The sequence below is a fragment of the uncultured Limimaricola sp. genome, assembly GCF_964022235.1.
Classification (GTDB): Bacteria; Pseudomonadota; Alphaproteobacteria; order Rhodobacterales; family Rhodobacteraceae; genus Limimaricola.
Map to the genome: position 1 here is coordinate 106,803 of NZ_CAXHZL010000009.1, position 15,961 is coordinate 122,763.

Genomic DNA, 15,961 nt, shown 5'->3' on the forward strand with positions numbered 1-15,961 from the left:
CGCAGGGGTCACGCGGCGGTCTCCATGCCCCGCGCGACCCACCGTCACACTTGATGCGGCGCGCCCGCGACCGCGACACCAAAAGGGCCGATCCACCGGTCCGACCGTCGCAACGACAAGGAAATCACCCATGCGTCTCACCCGCCTTCTCATCGGCCTCGTGCTGGTCCTTGTCTCGGTCTGGGTGATCGTCGGGGAGCAGATGGGCGGTGCCAGCGCCAACGCGATGGTCAACGCGCGCCTCGCCACGCTGCGCGCCCCGCTGGCCGGTAGGGTCACCATGCCGGATCTGGCGCTTGGCGCCACCGTGCGACAGGGCGAGGAGCTGGCCTCGGTCGTCGACGGCAAGCCCGACCGGATCCGCCTCGACGACCTCGTGCTCGAATGGCAGTACGCCAAGAGCGAGCGCGACCGGCTGCTCGATGTCATGACCGAAACCCGGCAGATGATGGAGTCGCTCTCGGTGCGGGCCGCCCGGTTCGAGCGGGGCAAGATCCGTCAGGTCGAGATCCGCCTGCGGCACGCTCGGACCCGGCTCGCGATGCTTGAGGAGCGCGCCGCACAACCGCCCGCCCGCGTCGCGGCGCTGGAACCGGAGATCCTGCTCGACGGCATGGCGCCCCGCCTGCGGCGCGACACCTCGCCCGTCGCCGCGGCCCCCATCCCGAGCGTTCCGGCCGATCTCTCCTATTCGATCGAGCTGGCGCGAGAAGAGGTCGGCGTGCTCGAAGCGGCCATCGCCTCGGCGCGTGACGGTGTCTTTCTCGGGGATGGCTACAACGACAGCCCCTATGCCGGGCAGCGTCTCTACGAGCTTCAGACGCGCTACGATGCGCTCGAGGCCGAGCACCGCGGCAAGCTGCGCGAGGTGCGCGATCTTGCCGCGCGGGTCACGCAGGAACGTCTGAGCGTCAACCTGCGCGCCGAAGCGCCTCTCGCGGCGAACGTATCGGGTCAGCTTTGGGAGGTGCTCGCCGGGGATGGCGAGCGGGTGGAGCGCGGGCAGGACGTGCTGCGGCTGCTCGATTGCGACCATGTGTTCGTAACCGCCTCGGTGAGCGAGAGCGTCTACAACCGGCTGCAGCAAGGCGACGCGGCCAAGTTCCGGCTGTCTGGCAGCGGCGAGGTCTTCGACGCGACAGTGGAGCGGCTCGCCGGGGCGGGAGCGGCCACGATCTACCAAAACCTCGCCGTGGCGCCGGGCCAGAAGCATCTCGAGCGCTACGATGTCGCCGTGTCCGTGCCGGGCCTGCCGCTGTCGGACGCAGGCGCCTGCCCGGTCGGCCGCACCGGCCGGGTCTTCTTCGAGGGCCGTCCGCTCGACCGGCTGCGTGACCTGCTGTGATCGTGCTTCATCCCTGGCTCAGCGAAACGCAAAGAAGCTTCGCGCTGATGTTGCTGGCGCTGGGGGTGGTCGTGTTGCTGCCGCTGGTGGTCGACATCCGCAAGACCTGGCAGCGGGTTATCCTGCTGGGCGGCGTGATCGCTCTGGCGCTGCGCTATATCTGGTGGCGCGGCACCGAGACGCTGGCCCCCGTCGGGTTCGATCTCGACTTTCTGGCGAGCGGCTCGCTCTACCTGCTCGAACTCGTCGGAATCCTGAGTTCGATCAACGCCGCCGTGCTGTTGATGCGTCGCCGCGATCGCCATGCCGAGGCGACCGAGAACGCCGAGTGGTGGGCGCCGGGCCCGGCGCCCAAGGTGGCGGTGATGATCGCCACCTACAACGAGGAGCGCGAGGTTCTCGAACGCAGCATCGTCGGGGCGATGTCGATCGATTGGCCCCATGTCGAGGTGCTGGTCCTCGATGACGGACGGCGCGACTGGCTGGCCGCCTTCTGCGCCGAGCACAGCGTGCGCCACATCACCCGCCCCGACAACAGCCACGCCAAGGCGGGCAACATCAACCACGCGCTCGAACTGCTCGAAGCCGAGGGCAACGCGCCCGATTTCTTCGCGGTGCTCGACGCCGATTTCGTCCCGCACGGCAATTTCCTGACACGCAGCGTCGCGCTGTTTCGCGACAAGAGCGTCGGCCTCGTGCAGACGCCGCAGCACTTCTTCAACGCCGACCCGATCCAGCACAATCTCGGCCTGTCGCGCTCCTACCCCGACGAGCAGCGGTTCTTCTTCGACCACATCCAGCCCGCGCGCGACGGCTGGGGCGTGGCGATCTGTTGCGGCACCTCCTCGGTGATGCGCTGGAGCGCGCTGCGCGAGATCGGCGGCTTTCCGACCGACAGCGTCACCGAGGATTACCTGCTCAGCCTGACGCTGCAGGAGCGCGGCCTCTCGACCGCCTATCTCAACGAGCCGCTGACCGAAGGGCTGGCCGCCGAGGGGATCGGCGAATACGTCACGCAGCGCGCGCGCTGGTGTCTGGGCCTGATGCAGATCGTGCGCGGCCGCCTCGGCCCATTCTCGCGCAATGGCCTTCGGCTGCGCGACCGCTGGAGCGTGCTCGACACCTTGCTCTACTGGCTGGGCAGCTTTCCATTCCGCCTCGCCTGCCTGAGCTTCCCGCTGCTCTACTGGTTCTTCGGCACCATCGTCGTCGATGCCCGTGTGCCCGATGTCCTGTCCTATTTCGGAGTGTTCTACGTGTTTTCGCTAGGCGTGATGAACCTGCTGTCGCGCGGCACCGTGATCCCGGTGTTGCACGATGTGAGCCAGATCGTCGGGGCGATCCCGATCATGCGTGCCGCGTTCCACGGTCTGGCACGCCCCAAGGGCCACAAGTTCAAGGTCACGGCCAAGGGCGGCGACCGCAGCCGCGTCGTGGTGCAGTGGCGTCTGATGATGCCGTTTCTGGTGCTGATGGCGCTGACGGTCGCGGGGCTCTGGCTCGGCAGCGCCTTTGACAGCCTTGCCCATTACGACGCGGGCGACGGCAAGGCGGTGGTGCTGTTCTGGACCTTCTACAACCTCTTTGTGCTGGCGCTCACCATTCTGGCCTGCATCGAGCTGCCGCGCCACGAACGCCATATCGCCGACGCGCCCGAACGGGCGGCCTTTTCGGCGGGTGCGCATTCCGATCAGATCTGGCTTGCTTCTCTGACGCAGGACACCGCCCGCATCCGGGGCCGGACCTACCCGGTGGGGATGCGCGGCCTGCTGCATATCCCGCAGCTCGGCGCCATCGAAGCCACGGTGATCGCGCCCTTGACCGACGGCGCGCGACTGCACCTGTCGCCCAGCCTCGAGATGCACCATGCGCTGCTGCGCCGGTTCTACACCCAAGGCGCCGCCCCCGGCGTGGTCGAGGTGCGCCTGAGCCAGCTTCTCAGCGACTTCGCGCGTCGCCTCAGCTTCAGCAGGGACGCATGAGCGCGCGGGGCGTGAACCGGCGCGCCTGCCTCTTGGGGCTGTCGGCGCTGGCGGGCATCGCCGGTCTCGCGCCGATACGGGCGCAGGCGCTGGCACCGGGTTTTTCGGGGTGGGAGATCTGGCGCAGCAAGTTCCTGACCCCCGAGGGGCGGGTGATCGACGACTATCAGAACGCGATCAGCCATTCCGAGGGGCAGGCCTGGGGGCTGCTGTTTGCGGTCGCCGCAGGCGACTGGCCCGCCTTCGACGCGATCCGCGGTTGGACCAACGCCCATCTCGCAGTCCGGCAAGACCCGCTGCTTGCCTGGCGCTTCATTCCGGGCGAACCCTACGAGACGCGCGACTACAACAACGCCAGCGACGGCGACCTGTTCTATGCCTGGGCCTTGCTGCGCGGCGGTCGGCAATTCTCGGACCCCGAGGCGCTGGCGCAGTCGGAGCGGATCGCGCGCGGGCTGATGGAGATCTGCGTCGCCGAAGATCCGCGCCAGCAGGGGCGGCTGCAGCTTTTGCCCGGGGCGGAGCATTTCCGCCACGACGGACATCTCACGCTGAACCCCTCCTACATCATGCCGCGCGCGCTGCACGAGCTGGCCGCCGCCTTCGATCTGCCGATCCTCGCTCAGGTCGCCGAGGATGGCGCGGCACTGCTCGAGGAGATCGCCGCCGACGGTCTGCCGCCCGACTGGATCGGTCTCGACGGCGGTGGTTGGGCCCCGGCGGACGGCCCCAAGGGGCGCTTTGGCTACGACGCGATCCGGGTGCCGCTCTATCTCATCTGGTCGGGCCGGGCCGGGCATCCGATGGTGCGCCAGACCGCGAGGCTGTGGTCGCAGGCGGGGGCGGGCACGGCGGTACAGGCCGGGCGCGACGGCGAAATCCTGCACCGCGACCCGTCGCCGGGCTATGCGGCACTGGCCCGCACCGTCCGGCTCGCCACCGAACCCGAGGGCGCCCTGACTTCCGTGTCGACGCAGGCCGACCAACAGGGCTATTACCCGGCAACACTCGGTCTTCTGGCCGAACTCGTGGCGCATGACATCGGCATACCGGAGTCCTGAGCCTGTCCAGCCCGGAGCTCTCGACGATGCGACTTCCCTACCTTTCCGCCCTTGCCCTTCTTCTGAGCACGGGGCTCGCGCGCGCCGACGGCGAATACCTGCAATTCGACCTCGGCCCCACCGACAGCACCGCCGTGGGCAGCCTCGAGCGGAGCGGCCTCTCCACCGGTTTCGTCTGGTCGCGCTACACCGACGGCGGCTCGATCGGCGTGTCGACCACCTTGTCGCGCCCCATCGAGATCGCAGAGCGGGCGGTGACCCTGCGCTACGGCCCGACGCTGCGCTTTGACGGCGAATTCGATCTCGGTGCCAAGGTGGTGGCCGAAAGCTACGTCGGCACCGATTGGGGCGGCGTCTTTCTGATTGGCGAGATCAGCAGCATCGACCTGTCCTATTTCGCCATGATCGAGGCGAACCGCAGTGCCGAGGGGCTTTCCTTCGCCGCCGTCGCCACCGGCGACAACGACGGCTATTCCGAGCAGAGCCTCGTTCTGTCCAAGGCGCTCGGCCAATCCGACTGGCGCCTGCGTCTCGGCTACAGGCTCGACGCCCGCGAGGTGTTCCTCGGCGTGTCGCTCAATACTTTCTGAGCCGGGCCTGCGCTCGGGTTTGACGCCCGCGCGCCTTTGGTCAAACGCGCGGCCGATCTGTGCAAGACACACGGATGTAGCGTCGCGACGGGCAAACGTCGCTCTCAATCGTTGGGCGTCAGCGCGCCGCGATGACCGATGACGCGGCAGGCCAGCGCGTGGCCTTCGCGCAGCGCCTCCTCGATCTCAGCACCCTTGAGCCTTGCTGCAAGATAGCCCGCGTTGAAGCTGTCGCCCGCGCCCGTGGTGTCGACCGGGCGCACCGGCGGGCCGGGATCGAAGCACAGCGTCGCCCCGTCTTCCGACAGCACCGTGATCTCCGCGCCGCCGTTCTTGACGACCACCTCACCCGAACCCGCCGTGCGGTAGCGCGCGGCGGTGGCGGCGGGGTTGGCGTCGCCGAAATGGTCGCTCTCGTCCTCGAAGCTGGGCAGGCACAGGTCGGCGATCGTGGCAAAGCGCATCACCGTGGCGCGCATTTCGTCCATGTCGGACCAGAGCCGCGGCCGGATATTGGGGTCGAACGCCACCCGCGCCCCCGCGCGCCGCGCCACCTCCAGCGCCGCGAAGAGCCTATCACGCCCCTGTGCGTCGAGGATCGCCAGCGTGATGCCCGACAGAAAAACCGTGTGGGCGTCCTTGAAGGCCGCCGCGAGGCGGTCGGCATCATCGGCAAGGCAGCGCGCCGCCGACGCGTCGCGCCAATAGGTAAAGGACCGCTCTCCGTCGTGCAGCGTGATCATGTAGAGGCCGGGGCCGCGCGTCGGGTGTCGGGCCACATCGCGCGTGTCGATCCCGGCGGCCTGCATGAAGGCCAGCATCTCGTCGGAGACGGCGTCGCTGCCGAGGGTGGTGAGATAGCCGATGGTCCAGCCCTCTGGCAGCGCGCGGCGTGCGTGCCACGCGGTGTTGAATGTGTCGCCCGCAAAACCCCGCCGCATCAGCCCGCCCGGCTCCGGCGCCAACTCCACCATGCATTCGCCCACGCAGATCAGCCGCATCTCGCCTCGTCTCCCTGTTCCCTCGCGCGCGGGGCGCGTCTTGTAAAACCGTAGATCGCCCGCGGCCAAGTCACCAGTGCGCGTCGGACGACGCGCGGGGGAAGCTCGGTCCAAGGCCCCTTGTCGCACATATTGCGGCAGCGCATCGCGGTTCATCTCGATCCCGGGGCCGGGGGCGCCGGGGGATCGCCGCCACGCCGCCCTTGTGTTTGATCGGGAGGATAACCACCACTTGACGGAACGGGTTGTGGGTGCGGTCGCACTGGAGGATCGGCAGCACCGCTGCCGAGCCCAACCCGTCAAGCTGACGGCAAGCCCCGCACTCGTTTTCTCAGCCGCGCAGCGCCGGAAGGCCGATGCCGGTGGCTTCGAAGCCGCCGTCGGAGGCCACGACCTGACCGGTGACATAGCTCGCGCGATCCGAGCACAGGAACACGATCACCTCGGCGATCTCCGCCTCGCTGCCATAGCGGTTGAGCGGCAGCGCGTCGTGATAGGCGGCGCGGATCTCGGGTGAGTGCACCGCGAGGGCGAGCTTGGTGTCGACCGGGCCGGGGGCCACGCAGTTGGCGCGCACGCCGTGCTCGCCCAGCTCGACCGCCTGCTGTTTGGTCAGCTGGATCACCGCCGCCTTGGAGGTGCCGTAGGCCACGCGCAACGTGCTGGCGCGCAGGCCCGAGATCGAGGCGATGTTGACGATGGCGCCGCGCGCTGCGCACAGGTCCGGCAGCATCGCCTGCGAGACGAGGAACACGCCGTCGAGGTTGGTCTCCATCACCCGCCGCCAACGGGCGAAATCGGTCTCGGCGATGGGGCCGAAATCAGCGACGCCCGCGTTGTTGACCAGCGCGTCGACGCGGCCTAGCCCGTCGCGGACGGCATCGGCCATGCGCGCCACCTGATCCGGCTGCGACACGTCGCAAAGCACCGGCAGCACCGCGTCGCCGAAGGCCATCGCGGCCTCGCGCAGCGCTGCGTTGTCGCGGTCGATCATCGCGACGCGGCGGCCTTCCTCGACAAAGAGCCGGGTGGTGGCAAGACCGATGCCGCGCGCGGCACCGGTGACGAGGGCGGTCTTCTGGGTCATGTCCATCTCTTTGATCAGTTCAGCAATTGCGCGAGTTTGAGCGAGAGCTGCGGCACGGCGGCGATCACCACGAGGCCGAGCAGGCTCGCACCCAGAAAGGGCAGCGCGCCGCGCGCGATCCGCTCGATCGGCAGGCGGGTGACGTTGGCGGCGACATAGAGGTTGATGCCCACGGGCGGCGTGATCAACCCGATCGCGAGGTTGACCATCACCACGACGCCGAACCAGACCGGGTCCCAGCCCAGCTCGCGCATCACCGGCAAAAAGATCGGCAGCGACACGAACATCACCGTCACCGGGTCCATGAACATCCCCGCCACCAGCAAGATCACCATGATCACCGCGAGGATCACCCATTCATTGCCGCTGAGCCCCAAGAGCGCTGTGGAGTAGCTGCCGACCAGATCCTCGACCGTGACGACCCAGCCGAACAGGCTCGCATAAGCCACGACCAGCATGACCACGGCCGAGGAGGCGGCAGCGTCGGAGAGCGCGTCGTAAAGCCCGCGCAGGCTCAGCGTGCGGTAGATCAGCCCCCCGACGGCAAGCGCGTAGACCGTTGCGACGAGCGCGGCCTCGGTCGGGGTGAAGATGCCCGAATAGATGCCGCCCAGGATCACCACCGGCGTCATCAACCCCCAGAAGCTGTCGCGAAAGGCGGACCAGAGGCGGCGGCCATAGGGCCGCGCCGCGTCCGGTGCAGGTGCCAGGGCTTCGAGCGCGGGGCTGCGCGCAGGCGCGCCCGCACGGTTCGCCAAAGGCAGCACCGCCAGCATCGCGAGGCCCATCACCAGCCCCGGCACGATGGCGGCGATGAACAGCCGCGAGATCGATGTCTCGGCGATGACGCCGTAGATCACCAGACCGATCGAGGGCGGGATCACGATCGACAGCGCCGCCCCGGTGCAGACCAGACCGGCGGCATAGGCGCGCGGATAGCCGTCCTCTTCCATGCCCTTGATGATCATCGGACCGATGGCCGCGACCGAAGCGGGCCCCGAACCGCTTACCGCGCCCCAGAACAGGCACACGACGGTGCCGACCACGCCCATGCCGCCGGGCGTGGAGCCGATCAGCACGCGAAAGAACCGGATCATCCGCTCGGCGATGCCGAGAGCACCCATCAGCGTGCCCGCAAGGATGAAGAAGGGGATCGCCAGCAGCGAATACTTGGTGATGCCAGTGGCGATGAGATCGCCCGCCAGATCGAAACCGAAGCCGATGCGCCACATCGCGTACATCGCCGAGAGCCCGAGAGCGAAGGCCACCGGCACCCGCAGCGCCATCAGTCCGAAGAAAGCCAGCACCATCTGACTGCCCGCCGAAAGGCCCAGCAGATCAGACATCGGGAACCGCCCCGGGGTCCGGCACGCCGCGCAGCGTGGCAACTGCGTGTTGCAGATAGCGCAGCAGCACCAACGCAAAGCCGAAGGGCACGGCGGCCTGATAATACCACGCGGGCAAGCCAAGCGCGTAGGAGCGCATGCCGTTGCCCCACTGGTTCGCCAGCACCTGCCACGAGAACCACGCCGACATCGCCAGCAGCAGGGCCGACAGCCCCAGCGACAGAAGGAACACCGCGCGGGCCAGAGGACGCGGCAGCGCGTCGGCCACTAGCGTCACCGCCAGATGCTCCCCCCGCCGCGCCGCGATGGCCGCGCCAAAGATGGTGAGCAGCAGAAAGCCGTTGGTCAAAAGCTCTTCGGTCGCGGCGAGAGAGTAGTTCGTGCCGTAGCGCACCACCACATTGGCAAAGCCAAGCAGCGTCATGGCAAGAAAGATCACGGCGCAGACGATCTTTTCAGCGTCGCGCAGGATGAAGCCCAGCATGCGGCTCTCCGAAGGATCGGGAAGGGTCGGGAAGGGGCAGGGCGGCACCGGGCCGCCCCGCGCGCGGTCACTGCGCCGTGGCGATGGCGTCCTTGAAGGCGGCGACGATCTCGGGGCCGACCTTTTCGGACCACTGGTCGAAGGCGGGCTGCGTCGCCTCGCGGAAGGCGGCCAGCTCGGCCTCGCTCGGCTCGTAGACCTCCATGCCCTTGTCGCGCAGGAAGGCGATGCCCTCTTCGGTGCTCTGGCGGGTGATCTCGCGCTGGTAGGTCATGGCCTCTTCGGCGGCGGCGCGGATCTGCTCTTGGGTTTCGGCGTCGTAGTCGTCCCACTTGGCCTTGGAGATGCCGAGGAAGATCGGGTCGTAGGAGTAGTGCCACGCCGTCAGGTGGTCCTGCACCTCGTAGACCTGCTGCGGGATGATCACCGCGCCGATCGGGTTTTCCTGCCCATCGACCACGCCTTGCTGCAGCGCGGTCAGTGTCTCGCCCCACTGCATCTGCTGCGGGTTGGCGCCAAGCGCGTTCATCACGTCGATGTACATCGGCCCCGCCACGCGCATGTTGAGGCCCTTCATATCCTCGGGCGACTTGATCGGGCGCACCGAGTTGGTGACCTCGCGAAAGCCGTTCTCGCCCCAGGCCAGAACCTCGATGCCCTTGTCGCGCAGGATGTCCTCGAGCAGGTCGGCGGCGGGCCCTTGGGTCGTGGCATCGACCTGCGCGTAGTCGGCATAGAGGTAGGGCAGCGAGAACACCGCCATTTCGGGCACCAAGGGGGTGACGTTGATCGCCGAGGTCACCACCAGATCGAGCGCGCCACGCCCGACCATCTCGGCCTGCCGCATCTGGTCGCCGCCCGAGAGCTGCGCGTTGGGAAAGACCCTCGCGTCGATTTCGCCGCCGGTCTTCTCGGCCAGAAGCTCGGCAAAGCGCTCCGCCCCCTTGTGCCATGTCGTCGTGTCGCCGGTGTTGTGCGACAGGCGCAGCGTTTCGGCAGAGACGGTCCCGGCCATCAGGCCCCCGGCCAGAATCGAGGCCACGGTGAGCGCGCCCAGCTTTGCGAATGTCATGCGATTCCTCCCTGAATGTCGCAGGCCCCAAGGCCTTGCCGCTCCTCCCCGAGCGGTACGTTCCACATCATGGAGCAAATTACGTGGCGTCGAACAAGTAGAACTTGCCAAAATCGTGAACTCGGCCTGAACATGGGATCGGGGAGGAGATGGTTTTGGGAGAGCGTGCGAGGGGCGAGGTCCACATCGTGGAAGGGCAGGCTGGCGGCGCGCAGAGCGTCGACCGGGCGCTGGCGCTGTTGCGTCTTGTCGGGCGACAGCCGGGCGACGGGGTGCCTCTCGCCGCTCTCGTCGCGATGAGCGGCCTCAACAAGCCGACGGTGCGGCGGCTGATGCTGGCGCTGATCCGGGCCGGAATGGTCGAGCAGGACGCGGCGGGGCGCAGCTACCGTCTGGGACAGGAGAGCTATGTGCTGGGCACCCTCGCGGCGGTGCGCCACGGTCTGGCCGAGATGGCGGGCGACGCGCTGGCGGATCTGGCGCGCGACAGCGGCGACACCGCGTTCCTGTCGGTGCGGCGTGGCGACGCGGCGGTGTGCCTGCAGCGCGAGGAGGGGGCCTATCCGATCCGCACCCACGCGCTGATGCCCGGCGCGCGCCACCCTCTGGGCGTCGGCGCGGGATCGCTGGCGATGCTGGCGGCACTGCCCGAACCCGAGGCCGAGGCGGTGCTGGAGGCGAACCGCGAAACGCTCGCCCGCGACTATCCCGCGCTGCCGCCAGAGCGGCTGCGCGACCTTGCGGCCAAGGCGCGCGCGGCGGGACACGCGCTGAACCCCGGTCTGGTCTTTCCCGACAGCTGGGGCCTTGGCGTGGCGCTGCGCCGCCCCGACGGCGGTGTCGCCGGGGCGGTGTCGATCGCCGCCGTGGCGGGGCGGATGCAGTCGCCCCGCCCGCAGGAGCTTGCCCCGCTCCTGACGGCGGCGGCGACCCGGATCGAGGCGCGGCTGGCGCAAGCCTATGGCGGGCCGCCTGCAACAGGAGGAGTGGGACGATGAACGCGACACCATGGGCGGGCATGACGCCGGTCTCGGACCGGGTGATGAACCTGTCGCAGCTCTTGGGCGAAACCGCGCGGCGGCATGGCACGGCGTTGGGCTTCGTCTGGGGCGAGGCGCGTTGGAGCTGGCGCGAGATGGAGGCCCGCTCGGCCGCCTTCGCGCAGGCGCTGCTGAGCGAGTTCGGTGTGCGTCCGGGCGACCGCATCCTCGTGCAGTCGGCCAACTGCAACCAGATGTTCGAGGCGATGTTCGCCTGCTGGCGCATCGGAGCGGTCTGGGTGCCCGCGAACTTCCGGCAATCCCCCGACGAGGTCGCGTGGCTGGCGCAGGCCTCGGGCGCGCGTGGGTTGATCTGCGGTGCCGGGTTTCCCGACCACGCCGCCGCCTGCGAGGTCTCCTTTACCGTGGCGATCGGCAAGGCGGGGTTCGCCGAAGACTACGAGACGCTGGTGGCGCGGTATCTGGGCCAGACGCCCCCGCCGGTCGCGGTGGGGCGCGACACGCCCGCGTGGTTCTTCTTTACCTCGGGCACTACGGGGCGGCCCAAGGCGGCGGTGCTGACGCATGGCCAGCTTGCCTTCGTGATCAACAACCACCTGTGCGATCTGATGCCCGGCACCACCGAAGCCGACGCCTCTCTCGTGGTCGCGCCGCTGTCGCATGGGGCGGGCATACACCAGCTGTCTCAGGTGGCGCGCGGTGTGAAGACGATCCTGCCCGCGAGCGAAAAGTTCGACCCGGACGAGATATGGCGGCTGATCGCCGAGTGGCGCGTGACCAACGCCTTCACCGTGCCGACCATCGTCAAGCTGCTGGTCGAGCACCCCAGCGCCACGGCGCATGACCACTCCTCGCTGCGCCACCTGATCTATGCGGGCGCGCCGATGTACCGCGCCGATCAGATCCGGGCGATCGAGCTTTTGGGCCCGGTGCTGGTGCAGTATTTCGGTCTGGGCGAGGTGACGGGGAACATCACCGTGCTGCCGCCCGCGCATCACCATGCCGACGACGCGGTGATGCGGATCGGCACCTGCGGTTTCGCGCGCACCGGCATGCAGGTCGAGGTGCAGGACGCGTCGGGCCGCGCCTGCGCGCCGCATGAGACCGGCGAGATCGCGGTGATCGGCCCGGCGGTCTTTGCGGGGTATTTCGACAACCCGGAGGCCAACGCCAAGGCGTTTCGAGACGGCTGGTTCCTCACCGGCGATCTGGGCCACATGGATGAGGAGGGGTTTCTCTATCTCACGGGCCGGGCCTCGGACATGTACATCTCGGGCGGGTCGAACATTCATCCGCGCGAGATCGAGGAGAAGATCCTCATGCATCCCGACATCTCCGAGGTCGCGGTGCTGGGCGTGCCCGATCCGGTCTGGGGCGAAATCGGCCTCGCGGTCTGCGTGGCGCAAAGCGGGGCGCAGCCCGACGCGGCGGGCCTTCTGGCGTGGCTGGAGCCGCGGATCGCGCGCTACAAGCTGCCGCGCCGGGTGGTGTTCTGGGACGAGATGCCGAAATCGGGCTATGGCAAGATCACCAAGAAGATGATCCGCGAAGCCCTCGTATCGCGCGGTGAGATCACCCCGTGAGGGAAGCGCCCCGTCACCCCGGCCCGCCGCGCGCCGAACGCATCGCCAGCCTGGCTTGCCGTGCGCGCCCGCTGCGGCTGCGGCTGCGCGCGGGGCTGCCGCTCGATCAGGCCATGGCCGAGGCCTTTGCCGCGCAGGGGCACAAAGCGGGGTACCTGCGCCTGCGGGGCATCGACATGGCGCGGATCGACTACGTGCGCCCGGCCCCGGCGCCGGGACATGGGCCCGTGGCGTGGTATAGCGCGACGGAACGGCTGGAGCCTGCATGGCTCGCGGAGGCGGGGCTGCATCTGGGCCGCCGCGACGGCGCTGCGTTCGTGCATGGTCACGGTCTGTGGCGCGGGACCGAGGAGGGCGCGCTGCGGATGGGGCATCTGCTTGGCCCCGACTGTCGCCTCGGGGCCGAGGTCGAGGCGGTGGGCTGGGGGCTGAGCGGCGCGATGCTGTCGGTTGAGGCCGACGCGGAAACCGGGTTTTCCCTCTTCGTCCCTATCGCCGCGCCCTCGGACGATACCACCGGCGGGCATCCGGCGGCGCTTTGCGCGCTCCGACCCCATGTCGATCTGCACGCAGGTCTGGCGACGGTGGCCGCGCAGCACGGATTGGCGCGGGCGCGGATCGAGGGGTTGGGCAGCCTCGTCGGCGCGGCCTTCGACGATGCCCCCGGTCTCGACAGCCTCGCCACCGAAGTGCTGGTGACGCGGGGCGATATAGACCGAGGCCGCGTCCGGATCGCAGCGGCGGCCATCGGGTTCGACGGCGACCCGGTACAAGGGGAGCTGCGCGAAGGCGCCAATGCCGTCTGCGTCACGAGCGAGATGCTATTGATCGGCTCTTGAGGCGCATGATCCGCGCGGGGACCACGGGCATTCTCAAAGCCGCGTCACCTCTGGCACCGGTGTGCCGTTCCAGACAAAGCGCCATGTCGCGCCCTGCCGAATGTTCTGGACGAGGTTCGGGCGGAACGCCGCGAGGCAGAGCCCGCCCGCGCGGCGCTGCGAGGGATAGACCAGCCCCGAGGCCCCGGCGGCGCGCAGCTCGCGCGCGAGGGCCTGCCCCGCGGGGTGGCCCACCACCGGGTTCGGTTCGAGCCAGGGCTGAGCGCCAGAGGCCCGCAGGTCCACGAAGGGACCGATGAACCCGGCCAGCAGTTCGCGGTAATCGGTGACGTTGTCATAGACGCCGACGTTCTCGAGCTCTCGGGTGAGGTGATAGCCGACCTCGGCCCGCGCGGTTTCGCCCGCCGCATCGCCCCAAGCGGCATACCACGCGCCGCGCTCGGGGCCGTTGAAACGGTTGCCACCGGGGCGGGTGTAGCAAAAGGCGGCGTTGACATAGCTCCAGCCATAGCCATGCGCGTCGCTCAGAAGCTCGGCTCGCCGCAACCCGCTCGGCAACGGCATTTCGGCGTCCTGACGGATCGAGGTCAGCGCCTCGATGTCGGCGAGGAAATCGAGCGCATCCGCGTCATCGGCAAGCGGGGCCAGGGCGGGCTCGTCGATATAGGCGGTGCTGATCAGGCGGATCGTCGCGGGCTCGGCCAGTTCGCATAGCGGCAGGTCATGCGGAATGCGCCCCGGCGGGGTTTCCTCGGGCGAACGACGGCTCACCTCTCAGAGGCCCCCGCGCAGCGCGTCGATGTGCTGGCGCACGGCAGCCATCGCCGGGATGCCGCCGGCGATCATCATGTCGAGCGGGCGGCGTCCCTCATAGGGCGCGCCCTTGTTCGGCAAGCCCGGCCAACGCCCGGTAAGCGGGCCGTTGAACAAAAGACGAAGCCCCTTGTAGATGCCGAGGATAAGGCTGGCGCGGGTGACCTTGTCGCGATCCAGAGAGCCGTTGAAGCTGCCGGACTTCATCCGCGCCCATGTGGCGGGCGGCACGTCGAAAAGCGCTGCGGCCTCGGCCGAGGACAGCCCCCAAGAGGCAGTTGCCCGCACCACCGCCCGCACGAGGGTCGCGACCTGATCGCGATCCGACAGGGGCCTGACGCCAGTTTCGTCTGCAAAAGCTGCCTGTGCCATGACGACCTCCATATGATGCTAATAGATATATCATATGGATGAAATATCAAGGTCAGCTTGCTCCGATGCACTTTGCCCGGATCAGCGCCACCCCGGTCCTCGCCGCATGTCCGAAAACGGGCCATCATCTATATTGCACCTGCATCCCTAATGTTGACGACGCACCACGCCGCCTTCTATTCTGCAGGTGTGGTCCCAAGGCGGGCCATCCCGCGGGCCGGGCGTCCGGGACAGCATGGTGGGGCACGCAACCCATGCGCATTTCGAAAGGGAGTCCATGGGACCGTTTCCGCATGATGCGCCGAAAGCCAAGATCGACGAGTTGAACAGGGCCGGGACCGACGGGTTCGAATTCGTCGAGTTCGCGCACCCCGAGCCGGGCAAGCTCGAGGCGCTGTTCGAAAGCATGGGTTACACCGAGGTGGCCCGGCACAAGAGCCGCGACATTTCGCTCTACCGTCAGGGCAGGATCAACTACCTCGTCAACCGCGAGCCGGGCAGCCATGCCGCAGGCTTCGTGAAGGAGCACGGCCCCTGCGCGCCCGCGATGGCCTGGCGCGTGGTCGATGCGCGGCACGCGCTGAAATGCGCGCTTGATTACGGGGCCGAGGAATACACCGGCCCGGGCAAGTCGCTCGACGTGCCGGCGGTGATCGGCATCGGCGGCTCGCTGCTCTACTTCGTGGAGACCTATGGCGAGGCGGGCTCTTGCTATGAGGCCGAGTATGATTGGCTGGGCGAGACCGACCCGCAGCCCGAGGGGGCAGGGTTCTACTATCTCGACCACCTGACCCACAACGTCGCGCGGGGCAACATGTCGACGTGGTACGACTTTTACGCCAAGGCCTTCAACTTCCGCGAAATCCGCTTCTTCGACATCAAGGGTCGGCAGACGGGTCTCACCTCGCGCGCGCTGACCTCGCCCGATGGCAAGATCCGCATCCCGATCAACGAAAGTGCCGACGACACCAGTCAGATCGCGGAGTACCTGCGCGATTACAACGGCGAGGGCATCCAGCACATCGCAGTGGGCACCGAAGACATCTATGCCGCCACCGACCGGATCGCTGAGAAGGGCATCGAGTTCATGCCGCCGCCGCCCGCGACCTATTACGACATGAGCGTCGAGCGCGTCACCGGCCATGAGGAGCCGCTCGACAAGCTGAAGAAACACGGCATCCTGATCGACGGCGAAGGCGTGGTGGATGGCGGCAACACCCGCATCCTGCTGCAGATCTTCTCCAAGACCGTGATCGGGCCGATCTTCTTCGAGTTCATCCAGCGCAAAGGCGACGACGGCTTTGGCGAGGGCAACTTCAAGGCGCTGTTCGAGTCGATCGAGGCCGACCAGATCCAGCGCGGCGTGCTCAAGGCCGAGGCCTGAG

General features: G+C 68.3%; 15 protein-coding genes. 8 read left to right on the forward strand and 7 right to left on the reverse strand.

The window, feature by feature from the left end; all coding sequences use genetic code 11:
- The first annotated feature begins 130 nt into the window (after positions 1 to 130).
- Genes AADJ02_RS12505 through AADJ02_RS12520 form a run of 4 tightly spaced genes read left to right on the forward strand, consistent with a single transcriptional unit; the run spans position 131 to position 4,978 of the window.
- Positions 131 to 1,345 (forward strand): HlyD family secretion protein, encoded by a 1,215-nt coding sequence (locus tag AADJ02_RS12505; protein ID WP_341213346.1) that lies wholly within the window; start codon positions 131 to 133, stop codon positions 1,343 to 1,345.
- Positions 1,342 to 3,327 (forward strand): glycosyltransferase, encoded by a 1,986-nt coding sequence (locus tag AADJ02_RS12510; RefSeq protein WP_341213347.1) that lies wholly within the window; start codon positions 1,342 to 1,344, stop codon positions 3,325 to 3,327. Before AADJ02_RS12505 ends, AADJ02_RS12510 begins: the two co-directional genes overlap by 4 nt.
- Complete coding sequence (locus tag AADJ02_RS12515; protein WP_341213348.1) at positions 3,324 to 4,388, forward strand: glycosyl hydrolase family 8; 1,065 nt, start codon at positions 3,324 to 3,326, stop codon at positions 4,386 to 4,388. The genes AADJ02_RS12510 and AADJ02_RS12515 overlap by 4 nt, the downstream gene beginning before the upstream one ends.
- 26 nt (positions 4,389 to 4,414) lie before the next feature.
- A complete protein-coding gene (locus AADJ02_RS12520) occupies positions 4,415 to 4,978 on the forward strand; it encodes a hypothetical protein (RefSeq protein WP_341213349.1) in 564 nt (187 codons plus the stop codon).
- Between the two features lie 104 nt (positions 4,979 to 5,082).
- Here the strand turns inward: AADJ02_RS12520 and AADJ02_RS12525 are convergent, their stop codons facing one another.
- The 5 genes from AADJ02_RS12525 to AADJ02_RS12545 form a co-directional block, all read right to left on the reverse strand.
- Entirely contained in the window at positions 5,083 to 5,979 is an 897-nt protein-coding gene (locus AADJ02_RS12525; protein WP_341213350.1) for a sugar kinase, read from the reverse strand.
- A 331-nt stretch (positions 5,980 to 6,310) separates the two neighbouring features.
- Entirely contained in the window at positions 6,311 to 7,072 is a 762-nt protein-coding gene (locus tag AADJ02_RS12530) for an SDR family oxidoreductase (protein WP_341213351.1), read from the reverse strand.
- Between the two features lie 8 nt (positions 7,073 to 7,080).
- The gene (locus AADJ02_RS12535) at positions 7,081 to 8,412 is read right to left on the reverse strand and encodes a TRAP transporter large permease (RefSeq protein ID WP_341213352.1); all 1,332 of its coding nucleotides are present in this window, start codon (positions 8,410 to 8,412) and stop codon (positions 7,081 to 7,083) included.
- The gene (locus AADJ02_RS12540) at positions 8,405 to 8,896 is read right to left on the reverse strand and encodes a TRAP transporter small permease (protein ID WP_341213353.1); all 492 of its coding nucleotides are present in this window, start codon (positions 8,894 to 8,896) and stop codon (positions 8,405 to 8,407) included. The genes AADJ02_RS12535 and AADJ02_RS12540 overlap by 8 nt, the downstream gene beginning before the upstream one ends.
- 67 nt (positions 8,897 to 8,963) lie before the next feature.
- Complete coding sequence (locus tag AADJ02_RS12545; RefSeq protein WP_341213354.1) at positions 8,964 to 9,968, reverse strand: DctP family TRAP transporter solute-binding subunit; 1,005 nt, start codon at positions 9,966 to 9,968, stop codon at positions 8,964 to 8,966.
- A 155-nt stretch (positions 9,969 to 10,123) separates the two neighbouring features.
- Between AADJ02_RS12545 and AADJ02_RS12550 the strand changes: the two genes are divergently transcribed.
- Genes AADJ02_RS12550 through AADJ02_RS12560 form a run of 3 tightly spaced genes read left to right on the forward strand, consistent with a single transcriptional unit; the run spans position 10,124 to position 13,391 of the window.
- Positions 10,124 to 10,966 (forward strand): IclR family transcriptional regulator, encoded by an 843-nt coding sequence (locus AADJ02_RS12550; RefSeq protein ID WP_341213355.1) that lies wholly within the window; start codon positions 10,124 to 10,126, stop codon positions 10,964 to 10,966.
- Positions 10,963 to 12,552 (forward strand): acyl-CoA synthetase, encoded by a 1,590-nt coding sequence (locus tag AADJ02_RS12555; RefSeq protein ID WP_341213356.1) that lies wholly within the window; start codon positions 10,963 to 10,965, stop codon positions 12,550 to 12,552. The genes AADJ02_RS12550 and AADJ02_RS12555 overlap by 4 nt, the downstream gene beginning before the upstream one ends.
- Positions 12,549 to 13,391, forward strand: a complete 843-nt coding sequence (locus AADJ02_RS12560; protein ID WP_341213357.1) for a hypothetical protein — start codon at positions 12,549 to 12,551, stop codon at positions 13,389 to 13,391. The genes AADJ02_RS12555 and AADJ02_RS12560 overlap by 4 nt, the downstream gene beginning before the upstream one ends.
- 33 nt (positions 13,392 to 13,424) lie before the next feature.
- Here AADJ02_RS12560 and AADJ02_RS12565 read toward each other — a convergent pair whose 3' ends face one another.
- Together AADJ02_RS12565 and AADJ02_RS12570 are read right to left on the reverse strand one after the other, a co-directional pair.
- Positions 13,425 to 14,162: an RES family NAD+ phosphorylase gene (locus tag AADJ02_RS12565; RefSeq protein ID WP_341213358.1), complete on the reverse strand. Its 738-nt coding sequence runs from the start codon at positions 14,160 to 14,162 to the stop codon at positions 13,425 to 13,427.
- 3 nt (positions 14,163 to 14,165) lie between these two features.
- Positions 14,166 to 14,576 (reverse strand): antitoxin Xre-like helix-turn-helix domain-containing protein, encoded by a 411-nt coding sequence (locus tag AADJ02_RS12570; protein ID WP_341213359.1) that lies wholly within the window; start codon positions 14,574 to 14,576, stop codon positions 14,166 to 14,168.
- Between the two features lie 277 nt (positions 14,577 to 14,853).
- Between AADJ02_RS12570 and hppD the strand changes: the two genes are divergently transcribed.
- Positions 14,854 to 15,960 (forward strand): 4-hydroxyphenylpyruvate dioxygenase, encoded by a 1,107-nt coding sequence (gene hppD, locus AADJ02_RS12575; RefSeq protein WP_341213360.1) that lies wholly within the window; start codon positions 14,854 to 14,856, stop codon positions 15,958 to 15,960.
- The last annotated feature ends 1 nt before the right edge of the window (position 15,961 follow it).

Coding starts and splice junctions, on each gene's coding strand:
- AADJ02_RS12505 (WP_341213346.1), top strand. CDS start 131: ATGCGTCTCACCCGCCTTCTCATCGGCCTCGTGCTGGTCCTTGTCTCG.
- AADJ02_RS12515 (WP_341213348.1), top strand. CDS start 3,324: ATGAGCGCGCGGGGCGTGAACCGGCGCGCCTGCCTCTTGGGGCTGTCG.
- AADJ02_RS12520 (WP_341213349.1), top strand. CDS start 4,415: ATGCGACTTCCCTACCTTTCCGCCCTTGCCCTTCTTCTGAGCACGGGG.
- AADJ02_RS12525 (WP_341213350.1), bottom strand. CDS start 5,979: ATGCGGCTGATCTGCGTGGGCGAATGCATGGTGGAGTTGGCGCCGGAG.
- AADJ02_RS12530 (WP_341213351.1), bottom strand. CDS start 7,072: ATGGACATGACCCAGAAGACCGCCCTCGTCACCGGTGCCGCGCGCGGC.
- AADJ02_RS12535 (WP_341213352.1), bottom strand. CDS start 8,412: ATGTCTGATCTGCTGGGCCTTTCGGCGGGCAGTCAGATGGTGCTGGCT.
- AADJ02_RS12540 (WP_341213353.1), bottom strand. CDS start 8,896: ATGCTGGGCTTCATCCTGCGCGACGCTGAAAAGATCGTCTGCGCCGTG.
- AADJ02_RS12545 (WP_341213354.1), bottom strand. CDS start 9,968: ATGACATTCGCAAAGCTGGGCGCGCTCACCGTGGCCTCGATTCTGGCC.
- AADJ02_RS12555 (WP_341213356.1), top strand. CDS start 10,963: ATGAACGCGACACCATGGGCGGGCATGACGCCGGTCTCGGACCGGGTG.
- AADJ02_RS12570 (WP_341213359.1), bottom strand. CDS start 14,576: ATGGCACAGGCAGCTTTTGCAGACGAAACTGGCGTCAGGCCCCTGTCG.
- hppD (WP_341213360.1), top strand. CDS start 14,854: ATGGGACCGTTTCCGCATGATGCGCCGAAAGCCAAGATCGACGAGTTG.